Below are 22484 nucleotides of genomic sequence, written 5' to 3' on the forward strand. Positions count from 1 at the left end.
TTATTTCATCAATATCATTCTCTTCACGCGAACCTCGTCGCCGCTGCGAAGCACCGCGAAGTAACTTCCTGACTCGAGTCCCGCACCGTCGAACTGCACCCGATGCACACCGGCAGAATGCAGGCCTTCTGCGAGTACATCGATTTCCCGTCCCAGCATGTCATACACACGCAGATTCACCGCCGCCTCTTCCGGGAGGAAGAAGGCGATTTCCGTCGTGGGATTGAAGGGATTGGGTGTGTTCTGGAACAGGGAAACGGTCGAGGGCAGTGCAATCAGACGCTGTCCACCCGCATCGCAGATTCCGGTGGCCATGAAGCTGCCATCCGTTGTGGTTGATGAGGCGATGCCTTCCGTCCATGCAAAATTCTCGAGCAGCAGTGGCGTGTTGTCTGCATTGCCGAGGAGGACGAGACAGCGCAATTCAACCAGCACTCCAGTCGAAGGTGAGGAAGGCTGATCAACGGTGATGCTCACGCGCAGGTCATTTCCTTCAGCGGTGGCGGTGAAGTTCGCCGTGCCGGTGTTGCTGCTGATATCCTCCGGCCACAGCATTGACCGGTTGAAGACGAGGTCGGCCGTGAATGACCGTGTGCCCGTCAGCGCCAGGTTCACGGCGTTATCGAGACGCATCGGGATGGTGACGTACGTGCCAATTTCTCCTTCCAGCGAAGGAACAGAGATGGCGGATGTGGCGGCGTCCACGCGTCCCGCAATACTCACCGTGGCAGAGTCGTCACATGCCTGCGTGGTGAAGATGCGCAGCAGGTCAGTGATGTCGCCGTCCGTCAGCGCATCCATGCGCAGCGTGATCGTGACCGATTCGCCGCCGGCGAGCGTGGTGTCCCGCGTGATGGGGGACAGGATGGAAAGGTTCGGGTCGGACAGCGCATTCCACTGCACGCGCATGGGACGCTGCTGGGGATTGCGGATGGTAACCACATCAGTCGCGTTGGCACCTATGCCCAGTGTTCCAAAGTCCACCATGAGAGGCAAGACCTCGGGCGCATGCGGCGCGTAGCTGTACGTGATTGACGTCATCTGGCCGGACTGATCGCAGGGCTGCGCGGTGTAGGCCAGATCGGCAGCGTAGTTACCGTAGGCGGTGGGGAGCAGGGTAACGGTGAATGTTTCCGTTGCCCCCGGTGCAATCGTGCGCACGGTCACATTATCATATGAGAAGCCTTCCGGCACGCCGCTGACATCGATGTCCACCGTGGCATCCACAGTACCGGTGTTGCTGAACACATAATCCACGGTCTGGGGGAATTCACATTCGTACAGTTCACCGAAATCGTGATCGGTTACTGTCCACGTCACATTGGCGGAATCCTTCCTCGCGGTGAAGGGGATTTCCAAGCGCGGCGTGTTTTCCGCATTGCTTAGTACGACGAGGATGGCCGATCTGTCGCTGCCCACTGCGCCGTAATTGAATTCCAGCTGGACGGTTTCACTGCCTCCGGGATCGATGGTCAAAGGCGTCGATGGGGATAGCACGCTGAAATCTCCTGGATGCGTCCCTTCAAAGCGCAGTTCCGAGATGGTGAGAGGGAGTCCGCCGGTATTCCTCAATGTCGCTGTCGCATGCGAGGTCTGCTCTTCAGGACAGAGGAGGGAAGGAAATTCTTCCGCCGTCTGTGCGATTTGCGGCTTGCGTGAGCTCGATGCGATGAGTGGGACAAGCAGGGAATCGTCGCACGGGAAAGTGGTATGGAAGAACATCGCACCGCTGGCGTCGCCCTCGGACGTGGGGAAGAAGGCGAGACGGAACACGATACTGTCACCCGGTGCGAGCGTATCGGGCAGGGCGAGGGAGTCGAGCCAGGCCATGGAATCGAGCACCGCAAACGGCGGTGTGCTGATCAGGAATGCCAGGCTGTCGAGTATCATGTCGGTGATTGTCGGATTGTGCAGCACGACCTGTGTGAAAGAAGTATCGCCGACTGCCGCGAAATCGAAAATCACAGGATTCGGATTGGCCACCAGGGCTGTGGGCACCATGTTGCCGCGGATGATGATGTCTTCGGTGAAGCCGCAGGGTGTGGTTTCGAGACGGACATAGCCTTCGAAAGGACCGTGAACGGATGGATGCACATACCCGCGCAATGTATCACGTTGTCCGGGAAGCAGTGTACGCGAAAGCGATCCGGTGAATGAAACCGTTGTACCGAGGTCGCTGTCGAGGCTGTCGATGATGACAGGGAGGTCGCCCTCATTCGCGAGAATGAATTCGAATTCCACCGGCAGTGCACAGGCGTAAAGCTCACCGACATCGACGGTGTCGGGGAAGACGATGGAGCGGATGCTGTCTTTATGTCCAGACAGCGGCAGCGTCACGAGCGGCGAGCCCGGGACGTCAGTGTCGAGTTCCAGAACGGCATCGAAGTCGCCGACGCGTGTCGGGAAGAAGCGCAACGGAATGCGCAGCGTGTCCTCAGGCTTCATGAGTACATCGGGTGGAATCGTGAACCCGCCAATGACGGAGAAAGCATCCTTGTCCGTTCCCGTGATACGGAGTCCGCTCACCGTCACATCCTGATTTCCCGTGTTAACGATCACGGCTTCATCATCGCTCCAGGTGTCGGGACATTTCAAATCCTCGAAGCGCGGGGGATTGCCCTTGATATCAGTCACCGTCGAGATGATGGTGAACAGGCTGTCGCTCTTGTCGCCGAGCGGAGGCACGTAGCCCCAGGCGCGGATGGTGCGGTCGTTTCCTCCAGAGAGGACGAGTTTGGTCTTGCGGTCGAAAGCGGCACTCTGCACTGTTGCAGAATGTCCGCTGAACGTATGCAGGGCTGCGCCGTCGCGTCCATCCCATATCCTGACGGTGTTGTCAGCAGCCGCGGAGATAACGCGCGTGCCACCGTTGGCCAGGGACACTGAGCGCACCGAGCCGCTGTGTCCATTCATCCGCTTGCTCTGCTCCCACTTGAGCGTATTCCACAGGCGCACCGTGCGGTCGTCGGAGCCGGAAGCGATGAGTAGTCCGTCATTGGAAATATCCAGCGCGCGCACTGCGCCACTGTGTCCGCTGAGTGTGCGCTGCCGGGCGCCCCCGCTGAAATCGAGTATGGCGATGCCGTTGCCGCGGGCGGAGGCGACGAAGTCGAGGTTGGGACTGATGGCGACAGCGCCGTCGGCGTTGGTGTCACTGTTGTTCGTCCATGCAGGGGTCCACGACCACACCTGCCACAGCACAATGTTATTGCTCGACGCGCCGACGAGATAATTCCCGTCCGCCGAAAAGCGCAGGCTGTGTACCGGGCCGCTCAGCTGCGTGAGTTCCTTGATCATGTTTCCGGTACGCGTATCCCAGATGCGGACGTTGCCGTCGGACCCACCGGAAGCCAGGTACTTTACATCGGGTGAGAAATCGATGGTGTTCACCGAACTCGAATGCGCGTCAATGAGACTGATGTACGTCGCATCCTTCGGGTAGAAGAGTTTGATCTGTCCATTCGCCAGCGCGGCCGCACTGAGGACACCCGAAGGAGCCACAGCGATCTCGTTGATGGCATCGGGCTGCAGTCCCGCCCACACATTGTCAATCGATGCGATGCGTTCTTCACGCGTGAGTACGAAGCCGAGGCATTCGTCGCTGGGCGTATCGGGTACGCGCCAGTTGTAGACGAAGTTGTACACGTTGTCGGTGATGCTGGTCCATGACGACCCTGCATCGGTACTGTATTCCAGTTCGGCGACCTGCGTGCTGCTGATGCCCGTCCACTCCGTGCGGAAGAACGTTCCTGAGAACAGTTTTTCCCCGCCATTTGGTTGAATCAGCCGCAGGGGAGCGGGATCATAGCTGCCGCCGGCGAGGGAACTGCCTTCCCCGCAGGGCGCGTCGCTGACAATTTCCAGCTCGGCGGTGATGCGGTCGGTGACGACGGGACGAAATTGAATGCGCAGAGTGCGGCTCGATCCGGCCGCGAGGTCGAACGGGGGCGCACTGCCGCCGTAGTCAAGAATGCGGAAGGAAGCGTCTGTTGTCGTGATGGAAGTGACATGGATGCTCGTGCCCTGTGCGCGGAGTACGATGTTGTCCGTTCTCGATTGTCCCGCCGGCACCAGTCCGAAATCCAGCAGCCGCACATTGGTGTTGAGTGCGACGATGTCGTTCGGATTGATGCTGACGGTGGATGTGCGCGTTTCAACGTCGCCGATTTTGCGCAGCGTCACGCTCAGCGAGCGTTCGGTATCGCAGCCGTCCGTTTCATAGATGAGTGTGCAGGGAGGATAGATGAAAATCTCACTTCCGATCTGATCGAAAATGTTTTTCGCTTCCTGGGCGGTGAGCACATCCTCGAACCAGCGTCCCCCCGTACGGTTGGCGATGCGGCGGAGGGAGAGGTTGACGGTGTTGGGACTCACGGTGATTGTGTATACGCGGATATTCGCTGCGTTGGCGGCATTGATGATCTGGTTTTCGATGGCCGTGGTCAGTCCCTGAAAAGCATCGGTCATGAACACGATATAGCGGTCACCCGGACGATTCTTCGTCACATCGATCGCACCGGTTCCCGCATCGAGGAAGGCGCCTTCAAAATCAGTGCCGCCACCGGAGGCAGTGAGCGCGCTGATGGTGTTGAGGATGTCGGCCTTGTTGCTGGTGTAGGGAGTCAGGATGCGGCTGTCGTCATCGAACGATGTAATCACGCTTGCCGCCGGAGGATAGCTGAGGTCCGACACCAACTGCGTCGAAGCGGACTGCAGGTTGGCAAGCCTGTTATCGATGGACATGCTGAAGCTGACGTCGAAGGTGAAGGTGATGGACACCTGCGGCGTGACGGGCGGGGGACAGCTGACGGATTTCACGGGGCGCACGATGCCGTTTTCCACCACGGTGAAATCACTGGGCTGATAGTTGATGATGGCTTTGCCCGCACCGTCCTTGGCTTCGAACACCACGCCGATCTCCGGGTAAGCGGAGCCGTCGGTCGAAAGAATGTCGAACTGCAGCTGTGCCCGCAGTGGCAGGGCGGTTACGAGCAGCAGCAATGCGGTGAGCGGAATGTATATGCGTTTCATCTTTTCACTCCTTCGCCGGAGGGCATGGGTACAACAATCAGTCCAGACCGGTTTCCACGACAATCTGCACGGTACGGCAATAATTGCGTCCCTCAGGCAGATCGTTGTCAAAGAGCAGACGGTCACTTCCCACCGCCTCAAGCTGCACGACTGCGCCTCGCAGAGCTTTGTTGAGCGCATCGCGCACTGAGGTGCAGCGGTCGAGTGCGAGTTCACGGTTGATTTCCTGGCTGCCGGTACGATCGGCGTAGCCGTAGATGGTCACGCGCGAACGCGGGGTGATGGCATCGCGTACGAGATCGAGAATGCGTTTGTTCTCCGCACCGATATCGGAGGATTTGAAGTCGAAGAGGATAAGACTGAAGCGGTCGATGCGGCGATTTCCGCGCTGTTCGACCACTTCGGTTGTACGCGTTTCCGTGTCGAATGGAATCGCTGTACGAGCAGTACTCGACTGTCCCGCCCTGTCTTCAACCTGCAGTGTGATGTCCACATTGCGTCCCGCTTCCGGGATACGCGTGGTATCGATGCGCCAGTCCACGCTTTCGGGCGCGTCGCCATCGCCGTTGTATTCGGCGTAGGACTCGTTGCCCTGGGTGACGCGGAGCGACCAGTGGCGGAGTCCCGCATCGGACATGATTTCAGGAATGAGGGCGATGGTGGGAGTGGAGACGCTCTGGTCGACAGACTGCCAGCGCACGGGTGCGAGCACGGCGTAGGTGTCGGAAGTGATTTCCACGCGACGCGCTTCCTGCTGTCCCTCCACCGTTTCGGTACTCGGCGCTTCGGCCGGGAGATTGCGGTCGCGCAGGCGGATACGTTTTGCGTCAATATTCCAGACGCGCACCAGATAATCGCGCACCGCTTCGGCGCGGCTGCGCGAGAGGCGGCGGTTGTTGCGCTCCGCTCCGGTGGCATTGTTGCAGCCGGTGAGCGTGATGGTAGAGGAGGGATTACGCTGCATGCGGCTGCCGACCACATTCAGCAGGTCCGCATAAATGGAAAGTGTATTATTCGGGAGACTGCTTTCATCGAAGCCCGTCGTCGCGCCGGTGGCAAGCATATGCATGCTGGTGGAATCGAGATCCGCATTGTTTTGCGGGAAGAACACGTAAGGCAGCAGCGGGAAGAGTTCGCTGCGTGTGAGACGTTCCACCACCACACGCGCATTGTCGCGCAGACTGCCGTCCGCCGCACGCGCCAGTGCACGGATACCCGTTTTGAGCGAGGGTGGGGGAGGAGGCGGTGGTGGTGGCGGGGGAGGAGGCGCTTTCGGGATGTGGTACATGAGCGCCAGGGAGCCTTCGAAGCCATGGACATTCCAGTCGACCCCGCTCGTCAGGGACGTTGCAGCAAGCCGCACCGCGGCCTCAGGCCAGAGGGACCACTGTCCCCCCAGCGGCATCCCGTAACGGAGTCCCGCCGAAAACGCCGCATACATTGATGCGCCGTCGGGCATCGCACCGGAGAACTGGTTGCGTTCACGCTGAAGATCGTCGAAGGTGGCGTCTTCTGGACGCAGGAGATCTTCGGTCTGTGCATAGTCATTGGTCAGCAGGTAGCCGAGGTGCACGCCCGTGAACAGCGTGAACGCGCTGCCGGGAATCGGGCGGTAGCCGATGGTGGGACGAAAGTCGAGCATACCGACCGTTGCATCCAGCTGATGTTCGACCGTCGCCATCTCGGGTCCCCGCGCCGTGAGCACCGGACCAATATCCTCTTCCTGCGTGAGCATGCCGGAGAGATCGCCGTAGCGCAGCAGGAGATGCAGCGTCCACTGCGCGTCGATGACGAAGCGTGAGGCGAGTCCAAACGCCGGACCCATACCGTCCCCACCGTCATAGCCCGTACAGCAGCTCGGCACACCGGGCAGCTCCGAGAACGCCGCATCATGCACGTTATACGACACACCGCCCACAACACCGATCGCGGGACGATCCATCACAGGTTCATCAGCGTCCTTCTTCTGCGCAACGCCGTGTGAAATAATGAAAAGCGTCAGAATTACCGGGAGGAATCCCTTCAATAGTGGATACACGGAGTACCTGTCCTGAGTGAGCGTGGATGAAGCGGACGTCCGTCAAGGAGACAACCGGAAGTTACGGTACGATGCACTTAAATAAAACAGAGGGGGGAACACTGATTAACTCGGGAACACGGACAAAACGGAGAACACCAATCAATGGGAACACGGATTTCACGGATTTGTACGGATTTCCACGGAGATAGGGGAAAGCGCTCGCAATACCCTCCGTGGAAATCAGTAAGACCCGTGCAAATCCGTGTTCCCACTGAAGGAAGTGTCATCATTGATACTCATGAGTTCGATCGGGGCACCGTTTTCGATGATCATGGCAACGCGGATGCCGTCGGATGGGGCGTTGGGCCAGGTTAGTACTTCGCGTCCCTCGAGTGCTGCATCGAGGTCATCAACCACAAAGGCGAGATGGGGCACGCGTTGGATGAGTTCGGCAATGGGACTCCCTTCCTCGAAGCGCATCCATTCGACGCCGAATTCACTTTCCGCGAAACCGCTGACATACATCCCGAACTGCGGCAGATAGCGTTCTCCCGCCCGCACCTCATCCGTCGGGATACCGCAGTGATGATACCGCCATCCCCGCTGCGCTATCGCAGATGGAAATTCATGTTCCCTGCGAGAATGTGTTGGTTCTGGCATGTGAAGGGCTCCTGAATTGAGTTGGGAACACGGACAAAACGGAGAACACCAATCAATGGGAACACGGATTTCACGGATTTGTACGGATTTCCACGGAGATAGGGGAAAGCGCTCGCAATACCCTCCGTGGAAATCAGTAAGACCCGTGCAAACCCGTGTTACCGTTGAAGACGTGTTATCGTTGAGGGCGTGTTATCGTTGAGGGCGTGTTCCCGTTGATGGGACTTCATTGATTCGCAGGGCGATGATGGCGAAGGTGAGCAGGATGAGAGACGATACAGTGATGAAGGTATCGTGGAAGTAGAAGAGTCCGGCCAATGCGGTGATCGACCACATGGCGAGTCCTGTCCACGTCATCACACGATCGAACTTCGCGCGGCGTGGTGAACGCGGGAAGGACACCCGTGGCGGCTTCCCCTCCTGTTCTTCGATGACAGGCTCCTGTCCGGGAAACAGGCGCAGTATGAAGCGAGCATACGGCCGTGCCAGTCGCGGATTGGTTTTCGCCAGCAGCAGGAGGCTCACAACAATCACCAACAACAGCGCCATAAACGCCGCAATCCCGTAAAAGAATATTCCGATGTTCATCCTTTTCTCCTTGTCATCTCCTTAAAGATATCAATGGGAACACAGATTCGCACGGATTTATACGGATTTCCACGGAGACAGGGGAAAGCGCTCGCAAAAACCTCCGTGGAAATCCGTAAGACCCGTGCGGATCCGTGTTCTCATCGATTGATTGAACTCTGCCTTGATGCTGTATCCCATTTGTGCTACATTTTGAGAGCAACTTATTGAAGGAGACTGCAATGAACAAGACATCCATGGTACGAGCGCGAATAGAACCGGATTTGAAGACGGATGCGGAGTTGGTATTTCGTCAGCTCGGCCTCAGTGCTACGCAGGCGATCACGCTGTTTTACAAACAGGTCGTGCTGCGGGGGGGACTCCCTTTCGACATTGAAATTCCCAGGAACACAACACAAAAAACCTTCGATGAGACGGACGCCGGGAAGAATGTCATCGTATGCAAGGATGTTGATGACATGTTCCGTGCGCTCGATATTTGATGCGTACTCCGTCGTATACACGGCAGTTCGAACGTGACGTGCAGCGCATGAAGCGTCGCGGCAAGCCTATGGAGAAACTCAAAAGCATGATCCGGACGCTTGTGGAGGAACGCACACCCGATCCCCTGCACAGGGATCACGCATTGATAGGGAACTGGAAGGGACGAAGGGAGTGTCATCTCGAGTACGACTGGCTGCTCATCTACAAGATCGACGCCGATCGCATCATCTTCGAACGCACCGGCACCCACACCGACCTCTTCAAATAACCTCCAATCAATGGGAACGCGGATTTTCACGGATTTATACGGATTTCCACGGAGACAGGGGAAAGCGCTCGCAAAAACTTCCGTGGAAATCCGTAAGACCCGTGCGGATCCGTGTTCCCATTGATTGGTGTTGTCCGTTTTGTCCGTGTTCCCATTGACATTGTCGCGGTCACTTTGTACTATTGGTTAGACAAATATCTAACACTCGTACGGCAGAGGAAATGGTGATGAGTGAAGCGGGAGCGCCACCGACGCGCTGCATGCATCTGGACATGGATACGTTTTTTGTTTCCGTGGAGCGGCTGATGGATCCGTCGCTGAACGGGAGGCCGGTGATCGTGGGCGGCACGCCGTTTCAGCGCGGGGTTGTGGCGGGTTGTTCGCGGGAGGCGCGGCGCTACGGTGTGCATTCCGCCATGCCGTTGCGGCAGGCGTATGAATGCTGTCCCCAGGCGGTCTTTCTCCATCCCAATTTCACGCATTACGCCGAGTATTCGGACCGCGTGGCCGAGCTGCTGGAAGATTCCGTTCCCGTGCTCGAAAAGGCGTCCATCGACGAATTCTACCTCGACATCAGCGGCTGCGGCCGCGTGCTGGGCGAGGAAGGGGGATGGGGGCAGCGTCTGAAGCACAGCATCATGGGCGAACTGCAGCTGCCGCTCACTTACGGTATTGCGCGCAACAAGCTTGTGGCCAAGGTGGCCACCAATGTGGGGAAGGGACATGGAGATGTGCGGGTGGACGATGGACGCGAGGCGGAGTTTCTCGCGCCGCATCGCGTGCGCATTCTGCCCGGCGTGGGCGAGGTGATGGAGCGCGACCTGCTGGCCATGGGCATGCCGCGCATCGGCAGCATCGCCCGTCTTTCCATACAGCTGTTCACCAACATGTTCGGCAGGCATGGACGCTCGCTGCACGAGCATTCACGCGGCATCGACTACACGCCGGTGCTGCCCTACCGGCGGCAGAAGTCCCTCGGTGCAGAACACACCTATCTCGAAGATGTGCTCGATCCCCGCGCGATGACGGCCACGCTCAAACAGCTCGCCCAGCGGGTGGGACACGATCTGCGCGAGAAGGGCTTTCTCACGCGCAGCATCACCGTCAAACTGCGCTACGCAGATTTCGTCACCGCCACCAAAACCCTGCACTGTGACTATACCAACGCCGACCACGCCCTGTACCGCATGGCCGAGCGCATTTTTCAGTCCCTCTACACCCGCCGCGTACGCGTACGCCTGCTGGGCATCTCCACGTCCGATCTCATCGAGGATTACGGACAGCTCTTCCTTTTCGAAGAGGAGGAGGAGAAGTTCGACGGATTGTATACCGGCCTCGACGATATCCGGCGGCGCTTCGGGAAAGGGGCGATCACGTATGGTAGCGTGCTGGAGCAGAAACAGGAGGAACTGCGGAAGAGGAGGAATGCGGCGTAGCGATGACCTGTGTGCGTTTGGTAAGCTGCTGGTAAGGCGAACACGGATTTTCACGGATGAGTACGGATTTTCGCGGAGAACTTAATAAAGGAGATGGATATGGAAACGAGGAAGACGGCAGGGGTGCGGTATCAGGGGGTGCTGATCACGGTGAAGGATATGGCGGTGTCGCGGCGGTTTTATGAGGAATTGCTGGGACAGGAGGTGGAATTCGATTTCGGGGAGGATGTGAGTTACCGGGCGGGCTTTGCGCTGCATGACGCCGAGCATTTCGCGGCGTTGCTGGAGGAAGGAACCGGGGCGGAAGTTCGTCATCGAGGAATGTGTCCTGGAATGGAGCTGTATTTCGAGTGCGAGGAACTTGAAGACCTGGCGCGGCTGCTGCGCAGGGAAGACATACGCTTCGTACATGAAATTCGCGAGCAGCCCTGGGCGCAGCAGGTGTTCCGCATCAAGGATCCCGATGGCTGGATCGTGGAAATCGGCGAACCGATGTACCTTGTCGTCCGGCGTCTCGCCGAGCGCGGCTACGACCTCGTCGCCATCTCGCGCCGCACCTCTCTCCCCGAAGGCACGGTCGCCACCATGCTCGCCCGCACCGCCATCTCACAGGAGCAGCTGTTCGGGTGATTGCAAATAGCAAATTGCAGATGGCAGATGGCAGATAGCAGATTGCAGATAGCAGATTGCAGATGGCAGATAGCAGATAGCAGATAGCAGATGGCAGATTGCAGATAGCAGATGGCTCATCGTCCCCACGCAGAGCGTGGGGACGATGAGGCATACTGACCACTTGCATCAGGGGTGGGGGGATCGTAGTATGAGAGCATACGCAAACATACGGGAGCGATGATGAAGCAGGATGCATCCGGGAGCATCGGTCTATGGCAGGCTGTTGCGATGGCGGTGGGGACAATGATCGGGGCGAGTATTTTTTCAATCTTCGGGGTAGGAGCGGAACTGGCGAAGGAGGATTTGCCCCTTGCCTTCCTGTTGTCCGGTGGATATGCGATCATTGTCGCGTATTCCTATGCCAAGCTGGCACCGCGCATTGTGTCGAATGCGGGTCCGATAGCGTTCATTCTCAAGGGGATCGGGGACAATCTCGCAACGGGTGTGCTGAGCGTGCTGATGTGGCTGACCTACGTGGTCTCGGTGGCGTTGTTCGCGAAGGGCTTCGGGGGCTATCTGCTGCCGCTGATCGGATTCAACGCAGGTGGCGCAGCGATGACCGTCGCCGTAATTGCGGTAGTCATGCTGTTCACGGTGCTGAATTTCTTCGGGTCGAAGGCGGTAGGGAAGGCGGAATTGTATTTCGTCATCATCAAGGTCGGGATCCTGATGGTCTTCGTCGGCTTTGGCGCGTTGACGGTGAAGCAGCAGCTGCTGCAGCCATCGTTCAGCAGTACGGAAGTGAATGGTTTGCTGCATGCGTCCGTCATTTTTTTCCTTTCCTACATGGGGTTCGGACTGATCACGAATGCGTCCGAGCATATTCGTGATGCGAAACGCATTGTTCCCCGTGCGATTTATATCAGCATCGGTATTGTTCTTTTCGTGTACGTCGCGGTATCCGTGACTGCAGTGGGGAATCTGACTATCGCGCAGCTCACCAAAGCGAGCGAGAATGCCCTGGCCATTGCAGCGGAACCCTTTCTCGGGAAAGCGGGATTCCTGCTCATCTCCATCGGGGCACTGTTTTCCATCGCATCGGCGCTCAACGCGACGCTGTATGGGGGAGCCAACGTGTCTTACGCCCTGGCGAAGGACGGGGAACTGCCGGAATTCTTCGAGCGCAAAATGTGGTTCGGATCGGTGGAAGGACTGTATATCACTGCGGCGCTGAGCGCTGCCCTGGCTGTGCTGGTGGATCTCGGCGGGATCGCGGCACTCAACAGCACCATCTTCACTGTCATTTATATCTTCGTACTCATCTCCCATTTTCGGCTGGCATCCGAAGTCGGCGGCAGCCGCATCCTTCTCGGCATCAATATCCTCATCATCTCAACCGTATTCTGCCTGCTCATATACTACCAGTGGCAGAGCAGCCGCACCGTGATGTTCGTCACCTTCGGTGTCTTCGCCGGTGCGCTCATTGTTGAATCCGTTTTCCGCTACGGCCGCAAGCGCCTCCTCCACATCGTTCACAAGATTGAGCGGGAATTCTGAGCACACAGCGCAGATGGCAGATGGCAGATAGCAATTACGACAGGAGCAGGGTTTGCTTCCCGTGAGGTATTCCCGGATGTCTGTCGGATTAGGGGAAGCAATCCCTGATTGCAAATTACAGATTACAAATGGCAGAACGTCCCCACGCAGCCTGTCACGCCGTAGTCCCGAAGGGGCAAAGGCGGAAGCGTGGGGACGATGGATCTGCAATCTGCAATTTGAAATTTGTTATTCGAGCCCGGCGATGACGCGTTTGAGGCGGGATTGGACTTCATTGGCGATGTCGACGAGGTCGGGATTGTCGATGCCCATCATGGAGGCGAGGGGATCGACGGCGGCGACTTCGATACCGGTTTCAAGCTGCTGCACGATGACGTTGCACGGAAGCATGGTGCCGACTTTGTCCTCCGCCGTCAGTGCCTGATGCGCGAAGGGGGGATTGCAGGCGCCGAGAATGCGGTAGGGACGAAAGTCGACATCCAGTTTTTTCTTCAGGGTTTCCCTGACATCGATTTCAGTGAGCACACCGAAGCCTTCCGCCTTCAGTGCTTCTGTGACTTTCTCAATAGCTTCGTCGAAACTGCCGTCAATGGTTTTGGCAAAATAATAGGGTGCCATGCTGTCTCCTCTGAACTTGTGATCTGTATGAAAAACATTACTTCGATTTCGAATCATCCGCAAGCGCGAATGTAGTTGTCTGATGCCTTTTCGGGGGACAGCGATTCATTTCTCTTCCCCGTCTGAATAATCATGCGCTATCCGGGAATTGCCGGCTAATGTATGATAAGTCATGCAATAATGTGGGCGAGTTGTGGGATGGAACGGAGTTGCCCATTCTACCGTTGTGGCTAATGACTTGCATTCCTGCGCAGGAATCCGGATGTTACTTGTCGTGAAAAAGAGCTTTTCCATATCGATGATACTGCTGCTGCTGGTGAGCATCACCGGAGTTACCGTGAATACGCATTACTGTCACGGGGCAGCCCGGTACACGGCGGTGGCGGTGGATGCCGATCACGCAAGCTGCTGTGGTGATGATATGGACCGCTGCCCGAGTTGTGAAGACAGGGTAAGCAGCAAGGTGCTGGATGTGCAGACGGTGTTCGTCGCTTCGTTCGACCAGCATCAGCTCAACGCGGCACCGGTCATGCTTCCGGTCGCCTTCGACAGCGAGCCTGCTCCCGTGCAGCCTGTCCTTGCGCTGCGCCCGATTTCCCACGGTCCTCCCGGACTCCCACCCGGAAGTGCCATCCCCATTCTCATTCAATCCTTCCTGAATTAAGTCCCGCATATCCTCAGGTACGTGGACAGGTATTTCTATCTGTTCCGCGGCGTTGCCATGTCCCGTCCGGCCATGACATGAACAGTTCATTTTTGAACAAGGATATGCTCCATGCTCAACACCATCATTCGTTTCTTCCTCGACAATAAAGTCGTCACCTTCAGCCTGCTGATTCTGCTGCTGGGCTGGGGCGTGATGACCGCGCCGTTCGCGTGGGAGAACGATGTGCTGCCCCGCGACCCGGTACCGGTGGACGCCATTCCGGATATCGGGGAAAATCAGCAGATCGTCTTCACACAGTGGAAGGGGAGATCGCCACAGGATGTGGAGGATCAGATCACCTATCCGCTCACCACGGCGCTTCTCGGACTCCCAGGCGTGAAAACGATACGCTCGAATTCCATGTTCGGCTTCTCCAGCATCTATGTGATTTTTGAAGACGGGGTGGATTTCTACTGGTCCCGATCCCGCATCCTCGAAAAACTCAATTCCCTTCCTCCCAACACACTGCCTTCAAGCGTGCAGCCGCAGCTGGGCCCCGATGCCACGGCACTGGGACAGGTGTTCTGGTACACGATTGAGGGAAGGGACAATGAGGGGAATCCCCTCGGAGGCTGGGATCTCGACGAGCTGCGCTCGGTGCAGGATTACTATGTGAAATACGCACTCAGCAGCGTGCAGGGGGTGGCTGAAGTCGCCTCCGTTGGTGGGTACGTAAAAGAATACGAGATCGACATTGATCCCGATGCAATGAAGGCGCATGGCGTCACGTTGCGTGACGTCGTCAAAGGTGTGCGGGAAAGCAATGTCGATGTCGGCGCCAAGACTATCGAAATCAATCGCGTCGAGTACTTCGTGCGCGGACTCGGTTACGTGAAGAACATCTCCGACATCGAAAGTGCAGTGGTGAAGGTGCGCGACAATACGCCGATTCGTGTGCGAGACGTGGCGCATGTCACTGTCGGACCCGCCACCCGCCGCGGGGCACTTGACAAGACGGGCGCCGAAGTCGCGGGCGGCGTGGTCGTAGCGCGGTACGGCGACAATCCACTCGCCGTCATCGATCGGGTGAAGGAAAAGATCAGCGAGATCGAAGCGGGACTGCCGGAGAAGGTCCTCGATGATGGACGCGTTTCCAAACTGCATATCGTTCCGTTTTATGATCGCACGCAGCTCATCAAGGAAACTCTGGGTACGCTTGAAGAAGCGCTGTCCCTCGAAATTCTCATTACCATCATCGTCGTGATCGTGATGGTAATCAACTTGCGTGCATCGCTGCTGATATCCAGCCTGCTTCCCGTTGCGGTGCTGATGGTGTTCATCGCCATGAAATATGTGGGTGTGGATGCAAACATCGTTGCGCTTTCCGGTATCGCGATCGCCATCGGGACGATGGTGGATATGGGTATCATTCTCACCGAGAACATCCTGCGGCACATGGATGAAGCACCCGCCGGCGATTCGCTGCGCGACATTATTGCGCGCGCATCGACGGAAGTTGGCTCGGCAATCATCACCGCGATTTCCACCACGGTGGTGAGCTTCCTGCCCGTCTTCACCCTGCAGGCAGCTGAAGGAAAGCTCTTTACTCCTCTCGCATACACCAAGACCTTTGCGCTTCTTGCGGCTGTCGTGGTGGCGCTGGTGTTCCTTCCCGCCATAGCGCACATGGTGTATTCCTTCCGGCTGCGTAATCGGGGAGTGCTGAAAGCGCAGCGCGGTATTCGCGGACTCGGATGGTACTGGTCCGCCTTGCTCGCCGCAGGCGGCATTGCACTCTGGATCGCGGGATTCAGCTGGGCCGGAGGAACGTTGCTGCTCATCGCCATCGGCAACGCCCTGCGCCTGTATTACGAACCGCAGGGCAAGCGCTGGCTGCAGTGGGTGAGTCCCGCCGTCGCCGTGCTCTCCATCACCTGGTTGCTCAGCGAGAAGTGGATGCCGCTGGGCGCCGATCAGTCCCTCCTTGTGAACGGACTTTTCATCCTCGCCATCATTCTCCTCGTACTCGGCTTCTTCCTGCTCCTCATCCGTTTCTACACGCCTATCCTGCGATGGACGCTCGAGCATAAGGGACGCTTCCTGAGCATCGTTGGGTTCCTGCTGCTGTGGGGATTGCTGGTGTGGCAGGGCGTGGAAGGGATTTTCGGCGGTGCAGCGGATCTCGTGGAGAAAACAGGAATCGAATTGCGGGAGTCGCGTCCCTGGAAAAACCTGTCCTCGCTCTTCCCCGGCACGGGAAAGGAATTTATGCCGGCGCTGGATGAAGGCGCCTTCCTGCTTATGCCCACATCCATGCCCCATGCGGGTATGGAGGAAAACCTCCGCGTCGTGCGGAAGCTCGACATGTCCGTCGCCGCCATCCCGGAAGTCGAACAGGTGGTCGGGAAACTGGGACGCGTGGAATCGCCGCTTGATCCCGCGCCGATCTCCATGTATGAGAACGTCATCCTCTATCGTCCCGAATACAAGGTCGACGAGCACGGCAACCGTCTCCGCTTTTGTGTGGATGACGATGGGAAGTTCGTGCGTGACGCGCAGGGGAAGCTGGTACCGGATGATGGGGGACAGTATTTCCGGAACTGGCGCGACCACATACACAGTGCCGATGACATCTGGCAGGAGATCGTGAAGGCTTCGTCCATTCCCGGTGTCACCTCCGCACCCAAACTGCAGCCCATCGAGACGCGTCTCGTCATGCTGCAGACGGGCATGCGCGCTCCGATGGGTATCAAGGTGTATGGTCCCGACCTCGAGACCATCGAGAAGTTCGGTCTCGAGCTTGAAGATGAACTCAAACAGGTGCCCGGAGTGAAAGCTTCCGCGGTGTTCGCCGACCGCATCGTCGGCAAACCGTATATGGAGATAGAGTGGGAACGTGATGCGCTGGCGCGCTACGGCATCAGCATTGCGGATGCGCAGCAGTACCTCGAGGTCGCCGTGGGTGGCATGCCGTTGAGCACGACGGTAGAGGGAAGGGAGCGCTACGCGATGCGCGTGCGCTATCCCCGTGAATTGCGCGGCGATCCTGATGCACTCAGGAAGATTCTGCTTCCCGCTGCCATGGGCGTGCAGATTCCTCTCGGCGAGGTTGCCCGGATCAAGTATGAACGCGGTCCCCAGAGTATCAAAAGCGAAGACACTTTCCTCGTCGGCTATGTGATCTTCGACCGCGAGGAAGGCGAAGCGGAAGTGGATGTGGTGCAGCGTGCGCAGCAGCATTTGAAAGACCGCATTGCGGCGGGCGCGCTCACCGTTCCCCCCGGTGTGTCCTGGAAATTCGCAGGCAGTTATGAAAACCAGATTCGCGCCGAGAAGCGGCTCAGCATTGTGATCCCGATTTCGCTGCTCGTGATATTTCTCATCCTCTACCTGCAGTTCCGTTCCGTCCCGGTGACCATGATGATATTCTCCGCCATTGCCGTGGCGTTCAGCGGGGGATTCATTCTCATCTGGCTGTATGGACAGGGGTGGTTCATGAACTTCCCGGTGTTCGGGGAAAACCTGCGGCACATTTTCCAGATGCACCCGGTGAACCTCAGTGTCGCCGTGTGGGTGGGCTTCATCGCGCTATTCGGCATCGCGACCGATGACGGTGTGGTGATGGCGACGTATCTCGATCAGAGCTTCCGCAGCCACAAGCCGTTCGGCGTGAAGGAAGTGCGGGAGGCCGTGATCGCAGCGGGACAGCGACGGATTCGTCCCTGTCTCATGACCACGGCCACAACGCTGCTGGCCCTGCTGCCGGTGCTGACATCCACCGGAAGGGGGTCGGACATCATGGTACCCATGGCCATTCCCAGTTTCGGAGGCATGGCTGTCGCGCTGGTCACACTGTTCGTCGTGCCCGTGCTGTACAGCTGGCTGGAGGAGAGGAAGGAAATCCGTTCGATGAAAAAGGAGGGCAGTCATGAAGCGTAATCATATCATTCCCGCAATACTGCTTGTCCTGCTTATCCCCGCACTGCTGCTTGCGCAGCAGGAGGCGGAGGATGCGCTTCCCGCGTCGAAGGTGACATTGTCCGAACTCGAGGATATGGCCCTTCAGCGCAACGCCGGCATCACGGCTTCGAGGCTGCGCTACGACGCGGCACGGGAACAGGAGACGCAGACCACAGCGCTGCCCGACACCAAAGTCGGCTTCGGATATTTCGTCCAGCCCGTGGAAACCCGGCTCGGACCCCAGCGCGCATCTATCAGTGTTTCACAATCCTTCCCCTGGTTCGGGACGCTCGGTGCTGAAGAAAATGCAGCTGAAGCACGTTCCCGTCAGCAGCATACGCGGATTGAGGACACCCGTCTGCGCGTGCTTCTCGATCTGAGGCGCAGCTGGTATCAGTTGTACGTCCTGCATCGCAGCGAAGATATCACGCGCCAGCATCTCGCACTGGTACGTTCGTTGCGTGAAATCGCCTTCAGTCGCTACGAAACGGGGAAGCAGCCGTTTTCACATCTGCTGCGTCTGGACGCCGAGATTGCGAAGCTCGAAACCTCGCTGGAGGATGTGGTCGATGACCGGCGTCCCCTGCTGCGTGAGTTGTCCCGTCTCGTGCGCCATGACGTGCGGGGCGACATGCTGCTGCTTCCGGACTCTCTTCCCATCCCTGTGGTGATGGAGGGTGAGAACGCTCTTGATCAGCGTACCCGACAGCATCCGCGGCTGCGTGAGCTGGAAGAGGAGGGGAGGTACTGGTCCGCCCGCGGCAGCGCCGCAGAGAAACAGGGGTATCCATCATTCACTCTCGGACTCACCTACACCTCCATTGCTCCGCGTGACGACATTGATGTTCCGGATAACGGACGCGACGCCATTATTCCACAGGTTGGCGTTTCCTTCCCGCTTTTCGGATCACGCTACGGCGCGATGGAGGAGGAAGCTCAGTTGCGGGCACGCGCTGCAGATGCGGAGCGGGAGGAGCTGCAGCAGCGATTCGCGACGCAGCTCAGTGCCCGCATGCGTGATCTTGGCGAAGCCCGGCGTGCGCTGGAACTGGCGAAGCGGCTCGAAAAGCTCTCACGCGAAACCCTTGATGTACTGATGAAGGAATACAGCACCGGCAGTGCGGGCATTGAAGATCTGCTGACGGTGGAACGCGATGTACTGCGCCATGCGCTCGACGGCGAACGTGCACGGACCCGGGCCCGCATTGCGGCCGATGAAATTGAATATCTGACTGCACAGGATAAGGAATAGCACAATGACGATGAATATGAAGCAATGGAATATCAGGCGGGTGCTGCAGATTGCCGGACTCCTGTTTGCAGGAATGGCGCTCGGTTGGTTGTTTTTCGGAGGCGGGTCCGGCAGCAGCACCGGCGCAGGCGAACACGACCACGCCGCATCCACGGAAACGCACACGATATGGACCTGCTCGATGCATCCGCAGATTCAGCAGGATGAACCCGGACTTTGTCCGATCTGCGGCATGGAGCTGATTCCACTCGACAAGGACGCCTCGGCGGACTCCCCGGATCGGCTGCAGATGACCGAAGAGGCCGTACAGGCAGCGAACATCCGCACCGTGCGCGTGCAGAAGGAATTGCCATACCGCGAGATTCGACTGCCCGGCAAAGTGCAGCCCGATGAGACACGCGAGGCGGAAATCACCGCCCGGGTAGCGGGGCGTATTGAGAAGCTGTTCGTGAATACCACCGGACAGCGGGTCGGACATGGACAGAAACTTGCCGAACTCTATTCCCCCGATCTTATTGCGGCGCAGAAGGAATTGCTCGAGGCCGTGAAGATGAAGGATCGGAGTCCGGCCTACCTCGACGCCGCGCGCAGCAAGCTGCGTTACTGGGACCTGACCGACGAGCAGATCAGCGCGATAGAGCAAAGCGGACAGGTTCGCCGCACGCTCGATATTCTTTCGCCGCAGGCCGGAACCGTGCTCATGCGCCATGTCAGTGAAGGGGATTATGTGCGTGAGGGACAGTCCCTCTTCGCCATCGCTGATCTCTCGCGCGTGTGGTTGCAGTTCGACGCCTATGAGAGCGATCTCGCGTGGCTGCGCGAGGGAATGCCCATGCAATTCACCCTGGCGGCGGTACCGGGACGAGAGTTCGAAGCACGCATCAGTTTCATCGATCCGGTCATCGATCCCTCCACACGCGTGGCGCATGTGCGTGTGGAAATGCAGAACAGCGCGGGATTGCTCAAACCGGAAATGTTCGCCACCGGGCATGTGAAGAGTCTGCTTGAAGGAAAGGAGAAGGCGCTGGTCATTCCGCGCAGTGCCGTGCTCTGGACCGGTGAACGCTCCGTCGTCTGGGTGCGCGATCCTGAGTCGCCGGACCCCGTATTCCACTACCGCGAGGTGCGTCTCGGGGCCGAAGCGGGCGACAGCTACATTGTTGAGAGTGGTCTCGGTGCAGGTGAGCGCGTTGTCGCGCAGGGGACATTTTCCCTCGATGCGGCGGCACAGTTGCAGGGCAAGGCGAGCATGATGAATCCCGCAGCCGCTGCGGGTATGGACAGGGCGCATGGCATGCCGCACGGGCATGTGGAACGCATGCGAGGCGTGCCTGCGGATTTTCGCCGACAATTGCACACGCTGTTCAGCAGCTATGAAAAAATCAGCGAGGCACTCATCGCCTCCGATCCCTCCGCCGTGCCGAAAGCGGCAGTGGCCATGCGGGAAATGCTGCCGGATATGGGAACGTCCGGACTCTCGGATCGCGGGAAACTCCGCTGGGCGGAACTACGGAAATCCCTCACCGGCGACCTGGAATCCCTTCAGCAGTCCCGTGATCTCGAAAAGCAGCGTCTGCGCTACGCGGAGCTGGGCGGACAATTGCAGGCGGCACTCACCACGTTTGGCGTGGAGGGTGATACAGTGTACCTTGCATACTGTCCCATGGCATTTAACGATGACGGTGCATACTGGCTGACCTCCTCGCCGGAGATCCGCAACCCGTATTTCGGCGATGCCATGCTCAAATGCGGCGTTGTCAAAGGCGCCATAGGTACAAACGAAGCACGTAAATAACATTTCAGTGAAGAACATCTTCGCTTACAATCCACAAATCAAATAAAGGAGACGCCATGAAAACCACGTTTTTTGCAATGCTCGCAGCGATCATGTTGTTCACCGCATGTGGCGGTGGAGAATCCGACAAGCAGGACGAAGGCATGCAGAATGAAGGCACCGAGCAAATGGACAGCAACGGTGAAGCAACACAGGCCGTGTTCTACTGCCCGATGAAATGCGAAGGCGAAAAAACCTATGCCGAGCCCGGTACCTGTCCCGTCTGCGGCATGGACCTTGTCGAGCAGGGCGCCGCAGATGACGGCCACATGGAAGATGGTCACATGCACGAAGGGGACCATGAAGGTCACGATCACGGCAACATGGACGAAGGCGAAGAGAGCAGCTATTAATCGCTCGATCATCGCAGCAACGAAAAAGGGTCCCACACGGGACCCTTTTTCGTTGAACATTCGATAATCTTATTCCAGCGTCACAGTGCCGATGGCGTTGTCTGCTCCGGCGGTGACGGTGATGCCCGTCTGGCTGTAGGTGTTGTCCATCGTGTCGGTGATGGTGATATCATACTCGCCGGGGGGCAGGTAGGCAATGCGGAACTCGCCCGTCGTGATGTCCACCGGCGTCGAGGTGACTTCCACGCCATTCTGCGAGGCGACGGCGAGGGGAGCGCTTTCGGGATTGCTCACGGTGCCGGAGATGGATCCGGTCGTCGCCATTTCAACCACGCGAAGTGTCGGCTTCAGCTTGTAACCGTTGGGATGCTGCGGATTGCCCGTAGTGACGATGGATGCATGGGCATCGAAATCGATCACGAATTCATACGTGGAACCGGCAACGAGATCAAAGTTGGTGATGAGCTTGAGTCCCGTCTGCTCCGCGCTGGGAATGGTTACCGTATGGGTCACGCCATCGACCACCACTTCTGCATCAGTAACCATCAGGCGGATCTGCGTCACCTTGCCGGGATCCACATCCGCGCGTCCCAGTTCGATGGAATTGCCGTTGTTCCACTCCAGAAGATTGATGGTAACAGGGTTGCCGGAGAGCACGACCCAACCGCCATTCATGCTGACGGCGACTTCACTGAACGTGATGTTGACCTCATCGTATTCCGCAGGAGCATCGGTCAGACTGACTGCAATGGTTGCTTTCGTTGCAGGCTGATTGCCATCGTCGTCATCACTGCAGGCCGTGAAGCCCAGTGTGACAGCCAACAGCAATGCCAGAAGAATTCGAGTTGATTTCATGGGAACCTCTTCATTGATATTGATCGAAATTGCTCTATCTACCCAGTTTGATGCTTTTTTGCGCTCTGAGGATGCGCTAACATACTCAATACTACGCAATATACGCACTCATGGTTCCTGTCGCGCCCGCCTACGTCACGCTGCGCTAACGAAGCCCGAGATCGAAATCGAAATCGAAGTCGAAATCGAAATCGAAGTCGAAGTCGAAATCGATGTCGAAATCGAAATCGCCTGTCGCGGCGTAGTTGAGCGGAGCGAAACGAAGCCGGAAAATCGAAATCGAAATCGCCTGTCGCGGCGTAGTTGAGCGA

The 22484-nt window shown here is 57.9% G+C and carries 17 protein-coding genes; 11 read left to right on the forward strand and 6 right to left on the reverse strand.

Annotated features, from left to right (window positions below; translation table 11 throughout):
* From KQI65_16835 to KQI65_16850, 4 genes are all read right to left on the reverse strand, one after another.
* Positions 1 to 5031, reverse strand: coding sequence for a choice-of-anchor D domain-containing protein (locus KQI65_16835; protein MCB2206412.1), 5031 nt, complete (start codon positions 5029 to 5031; stop codon positions 1 to 3).
* Between the two features lie 37 nt (positions 5032 to 5068).
* Positions 5069 to 7069: an OmpA family protein gene (locus KQI65_16840; protein ID MCB2206413.1), complete on the reverse strand. Its 2001-nt coding sequence runs from the start codon at positions 7067 to 7069 to the stop codon at positions 5069 to 5071.
* Between the two features lie 222 nt (positions 7070 to 7291).
* Entirely contained in the window at positions 7292 to 7711 is a 420-nt protein-coding gene (locus KQI65_16845; GenBank protein MCB2206414.1) for a VOC family protein, read from the reverse strand.
* Between the two features lie 192 nt (positions 7712 to 7903).
* Entirely contained in the window at positions 7904 to 8299 is a 396-nt protein-coding gene (locus tag KQI65_16850; protein MCB2206415.1) for a hypothetical protein, read from the reverse strand.
* 221 nt (positions 8300 to 8520) lie between these two features.
* Here KQI65_16850 and KQI65_16855 point away from each other — a divergent pair, with 221 nt between their 5' ends.
* The 5 genes from KQI65_16855 (at position 8521) to KQI65_16875 (ending at position 12655) form a co-directional block, all read left to right on the forward strand.
* The gene (locus tag KQI65_16855; GenBank protein MCB2206416.1) at positions 8521 to 8781 is read left to right on the forward strand and encodes a type II toxin-antitoxin system RelB/DinJ family antitoxin; all 261 of its coding nucleotides are present in this window, start codon (positions 8521 to 8523) and stop codon (positions 8779 to 8781) included.
* Positions 8781 to 9050, forward strand: a complete 270-nt coding sequence (locus KQI65_16860) for a type II toxin-antitoxin system YafQ family toxin (protein ID MCB2206417.1) — start codon at positions 8781 to 8783, stop codon at positions 9048 to 9050. Before KQI65_16855 ends, KQI65_16860 begins: the two co-directional genes overlap by 1 nt.
* A 227-nt stretch (positions 9051 to 9277) precedes the next feature.
* Positions 9278 to 10486: a DNA polymerase IV gene (gene dinB / locus KQI65_16865; GenBank protein ID MCB2206418.1), complete on the forward strand. Its 1209-nt coding sequence runs from the start codon at positions 9278 to 9280 to the stop codon at positions 10484 to 10486.
* A 99-nt stretch (positions 10487 to 10585) separates the two neighbouring features.
* Positions 10586 to 11116, forward strand: a complete 531-nt coding sequence (locus KQI65_16870) for a VOC family protein (protein ID MCB2206419.1) — start codon at positions 10586 to 10588, stop codon at positions 11114 to 11116.
* A gap of 222 nt (positions 11117 to 11338) precedes the next feature.
* Complete coding sequence (locus KQI65_16875) at positions 11339 to 12655, forward strand: APC family permease (protein ID MCB2206420.1); 1317 nt, start codon at positions 11339 to 11341, stop codon at positions 12653 to 12655.
* Positions 12656 to 12883: 228 nt separating this feature from the next.
* Here KQI65_16875 and KQI65_16880 read toward each other — a convergent pair whose 3' ends face one another.
* Positions 12884 to 13273, reverse strand: coding sequence for a DUF302 domain-containing protein (locus tag KQI65_16880; protein MCB2206421.1), 390 nt, complete (start codon positions 13271 to 13273; stop codon positions 12884 to 12886).
* 274 nt (positions 13274 to 13547) lie between these two features.
* Between KQI65_16880 and KQI65_16885 the strand changes: the two genes are divergently transcribed.
* The 5 genes from KQI65_16885 to KQI65_16905 all read left to right on the forward strand — a co-directional run bounded on the left by KQI65_16885 (position 13548) and on the right by KQI65_16905 (position 21318).
* Positions 13548 to 13937: a hypothetical protein gene (locus KQI65_16885; protein ID MCB2206422.1), complete on the forward strand. Its 390-nt coding sequence runs from the start codon at positions 13548 to 13550 to the stop codon at positions 13935 to 13937.
* Between the two features lie 111 nt (positions 13938 to 14048).
* A complete protein-coding gene (locus KQI65_16890) occupies positions 14049 to 17858 on the forward strand; it encodes an efflux RND transporter permease subunit (protein ID MCB2206423.1) in 3810 nt (1269 codons plus the stop codon).
* Positions 17848 to 19131, forward strand: a complete 1284-nt coding sequence (locus KQI65_16895; GenBank protein ID MCB2206424.1) for a TolC family protein — start codon at positions 17848 to 17850, stop codon at positions 19129 to 19131. Before KQI65_16890 ends, KQI65_16895 begins: the two co-directional genes overlap by 11 nt.
* A gap of 10 nt (positions 19132 to 19141) precedes the next feature.
* A complete protein-coding gene (locus tag KQI65_16900; protein ID MCB2206425.1) occupies positions 19142 to 20926 on the forward strand; it encodes an efflux RND transporter periplasmic adaptor subunit in 1785 nt (594 codons plus the stop codon).
* A 56-nt stretch (positions 20927 to 20982) separates the two neighbouring features.
* Positions 20983 to 21318 (forward strand): hypothetical protein, encoded by a 336-nt coding sequence (locus tag KQI65_16905; protein MCB2206426.1) that lies wholly within the window; start codon positions 20983 to 20985, stop codon positions 21316 to 21318.
* A 69-nt stretch (positions 21319 to 21387) separates the two neighbouring features.
* Here the strand turns inward: KQI65_16905 and KQI65_16910 are convergent, their stop codons facing one another.
* Entirely contained in the window at positions 21388 to 22173 is a 786-nt protein-coding gene (locus tag KQI65_16910; protein ID MCB2206427.1) for a DUF4382 domain-containing protein, read from the reverse strand.
* Between KQI65_16910 and KQI65_16915 the strand changes: the two genes are divergently transcribed.
* Positions 22172 to 22480: a hypothetical protein gene (locus tag KQI65_16915; protein MCB2206428.1), complete on the forward strand. Its 309-nt coding sequence runs from the start codon at positions 22172 to 22174 to the stop codon at positions 22478 to 22480. The genes KQI65_16910 and KQI65_16915 overlap by 2 nt on opposite strands.
* The last annotated feature ends 4 nt before the right edge of the window (positions 22481 to 22484 follow it).

It is taken from the genome of bacterium (assembly GCA_020444325.1).
Taxonomy (GTDB): domain Bacteria; phylum Bacteroidota; class Ignavibacteria; order SZUA-365; family SZUA-365; genus BM516.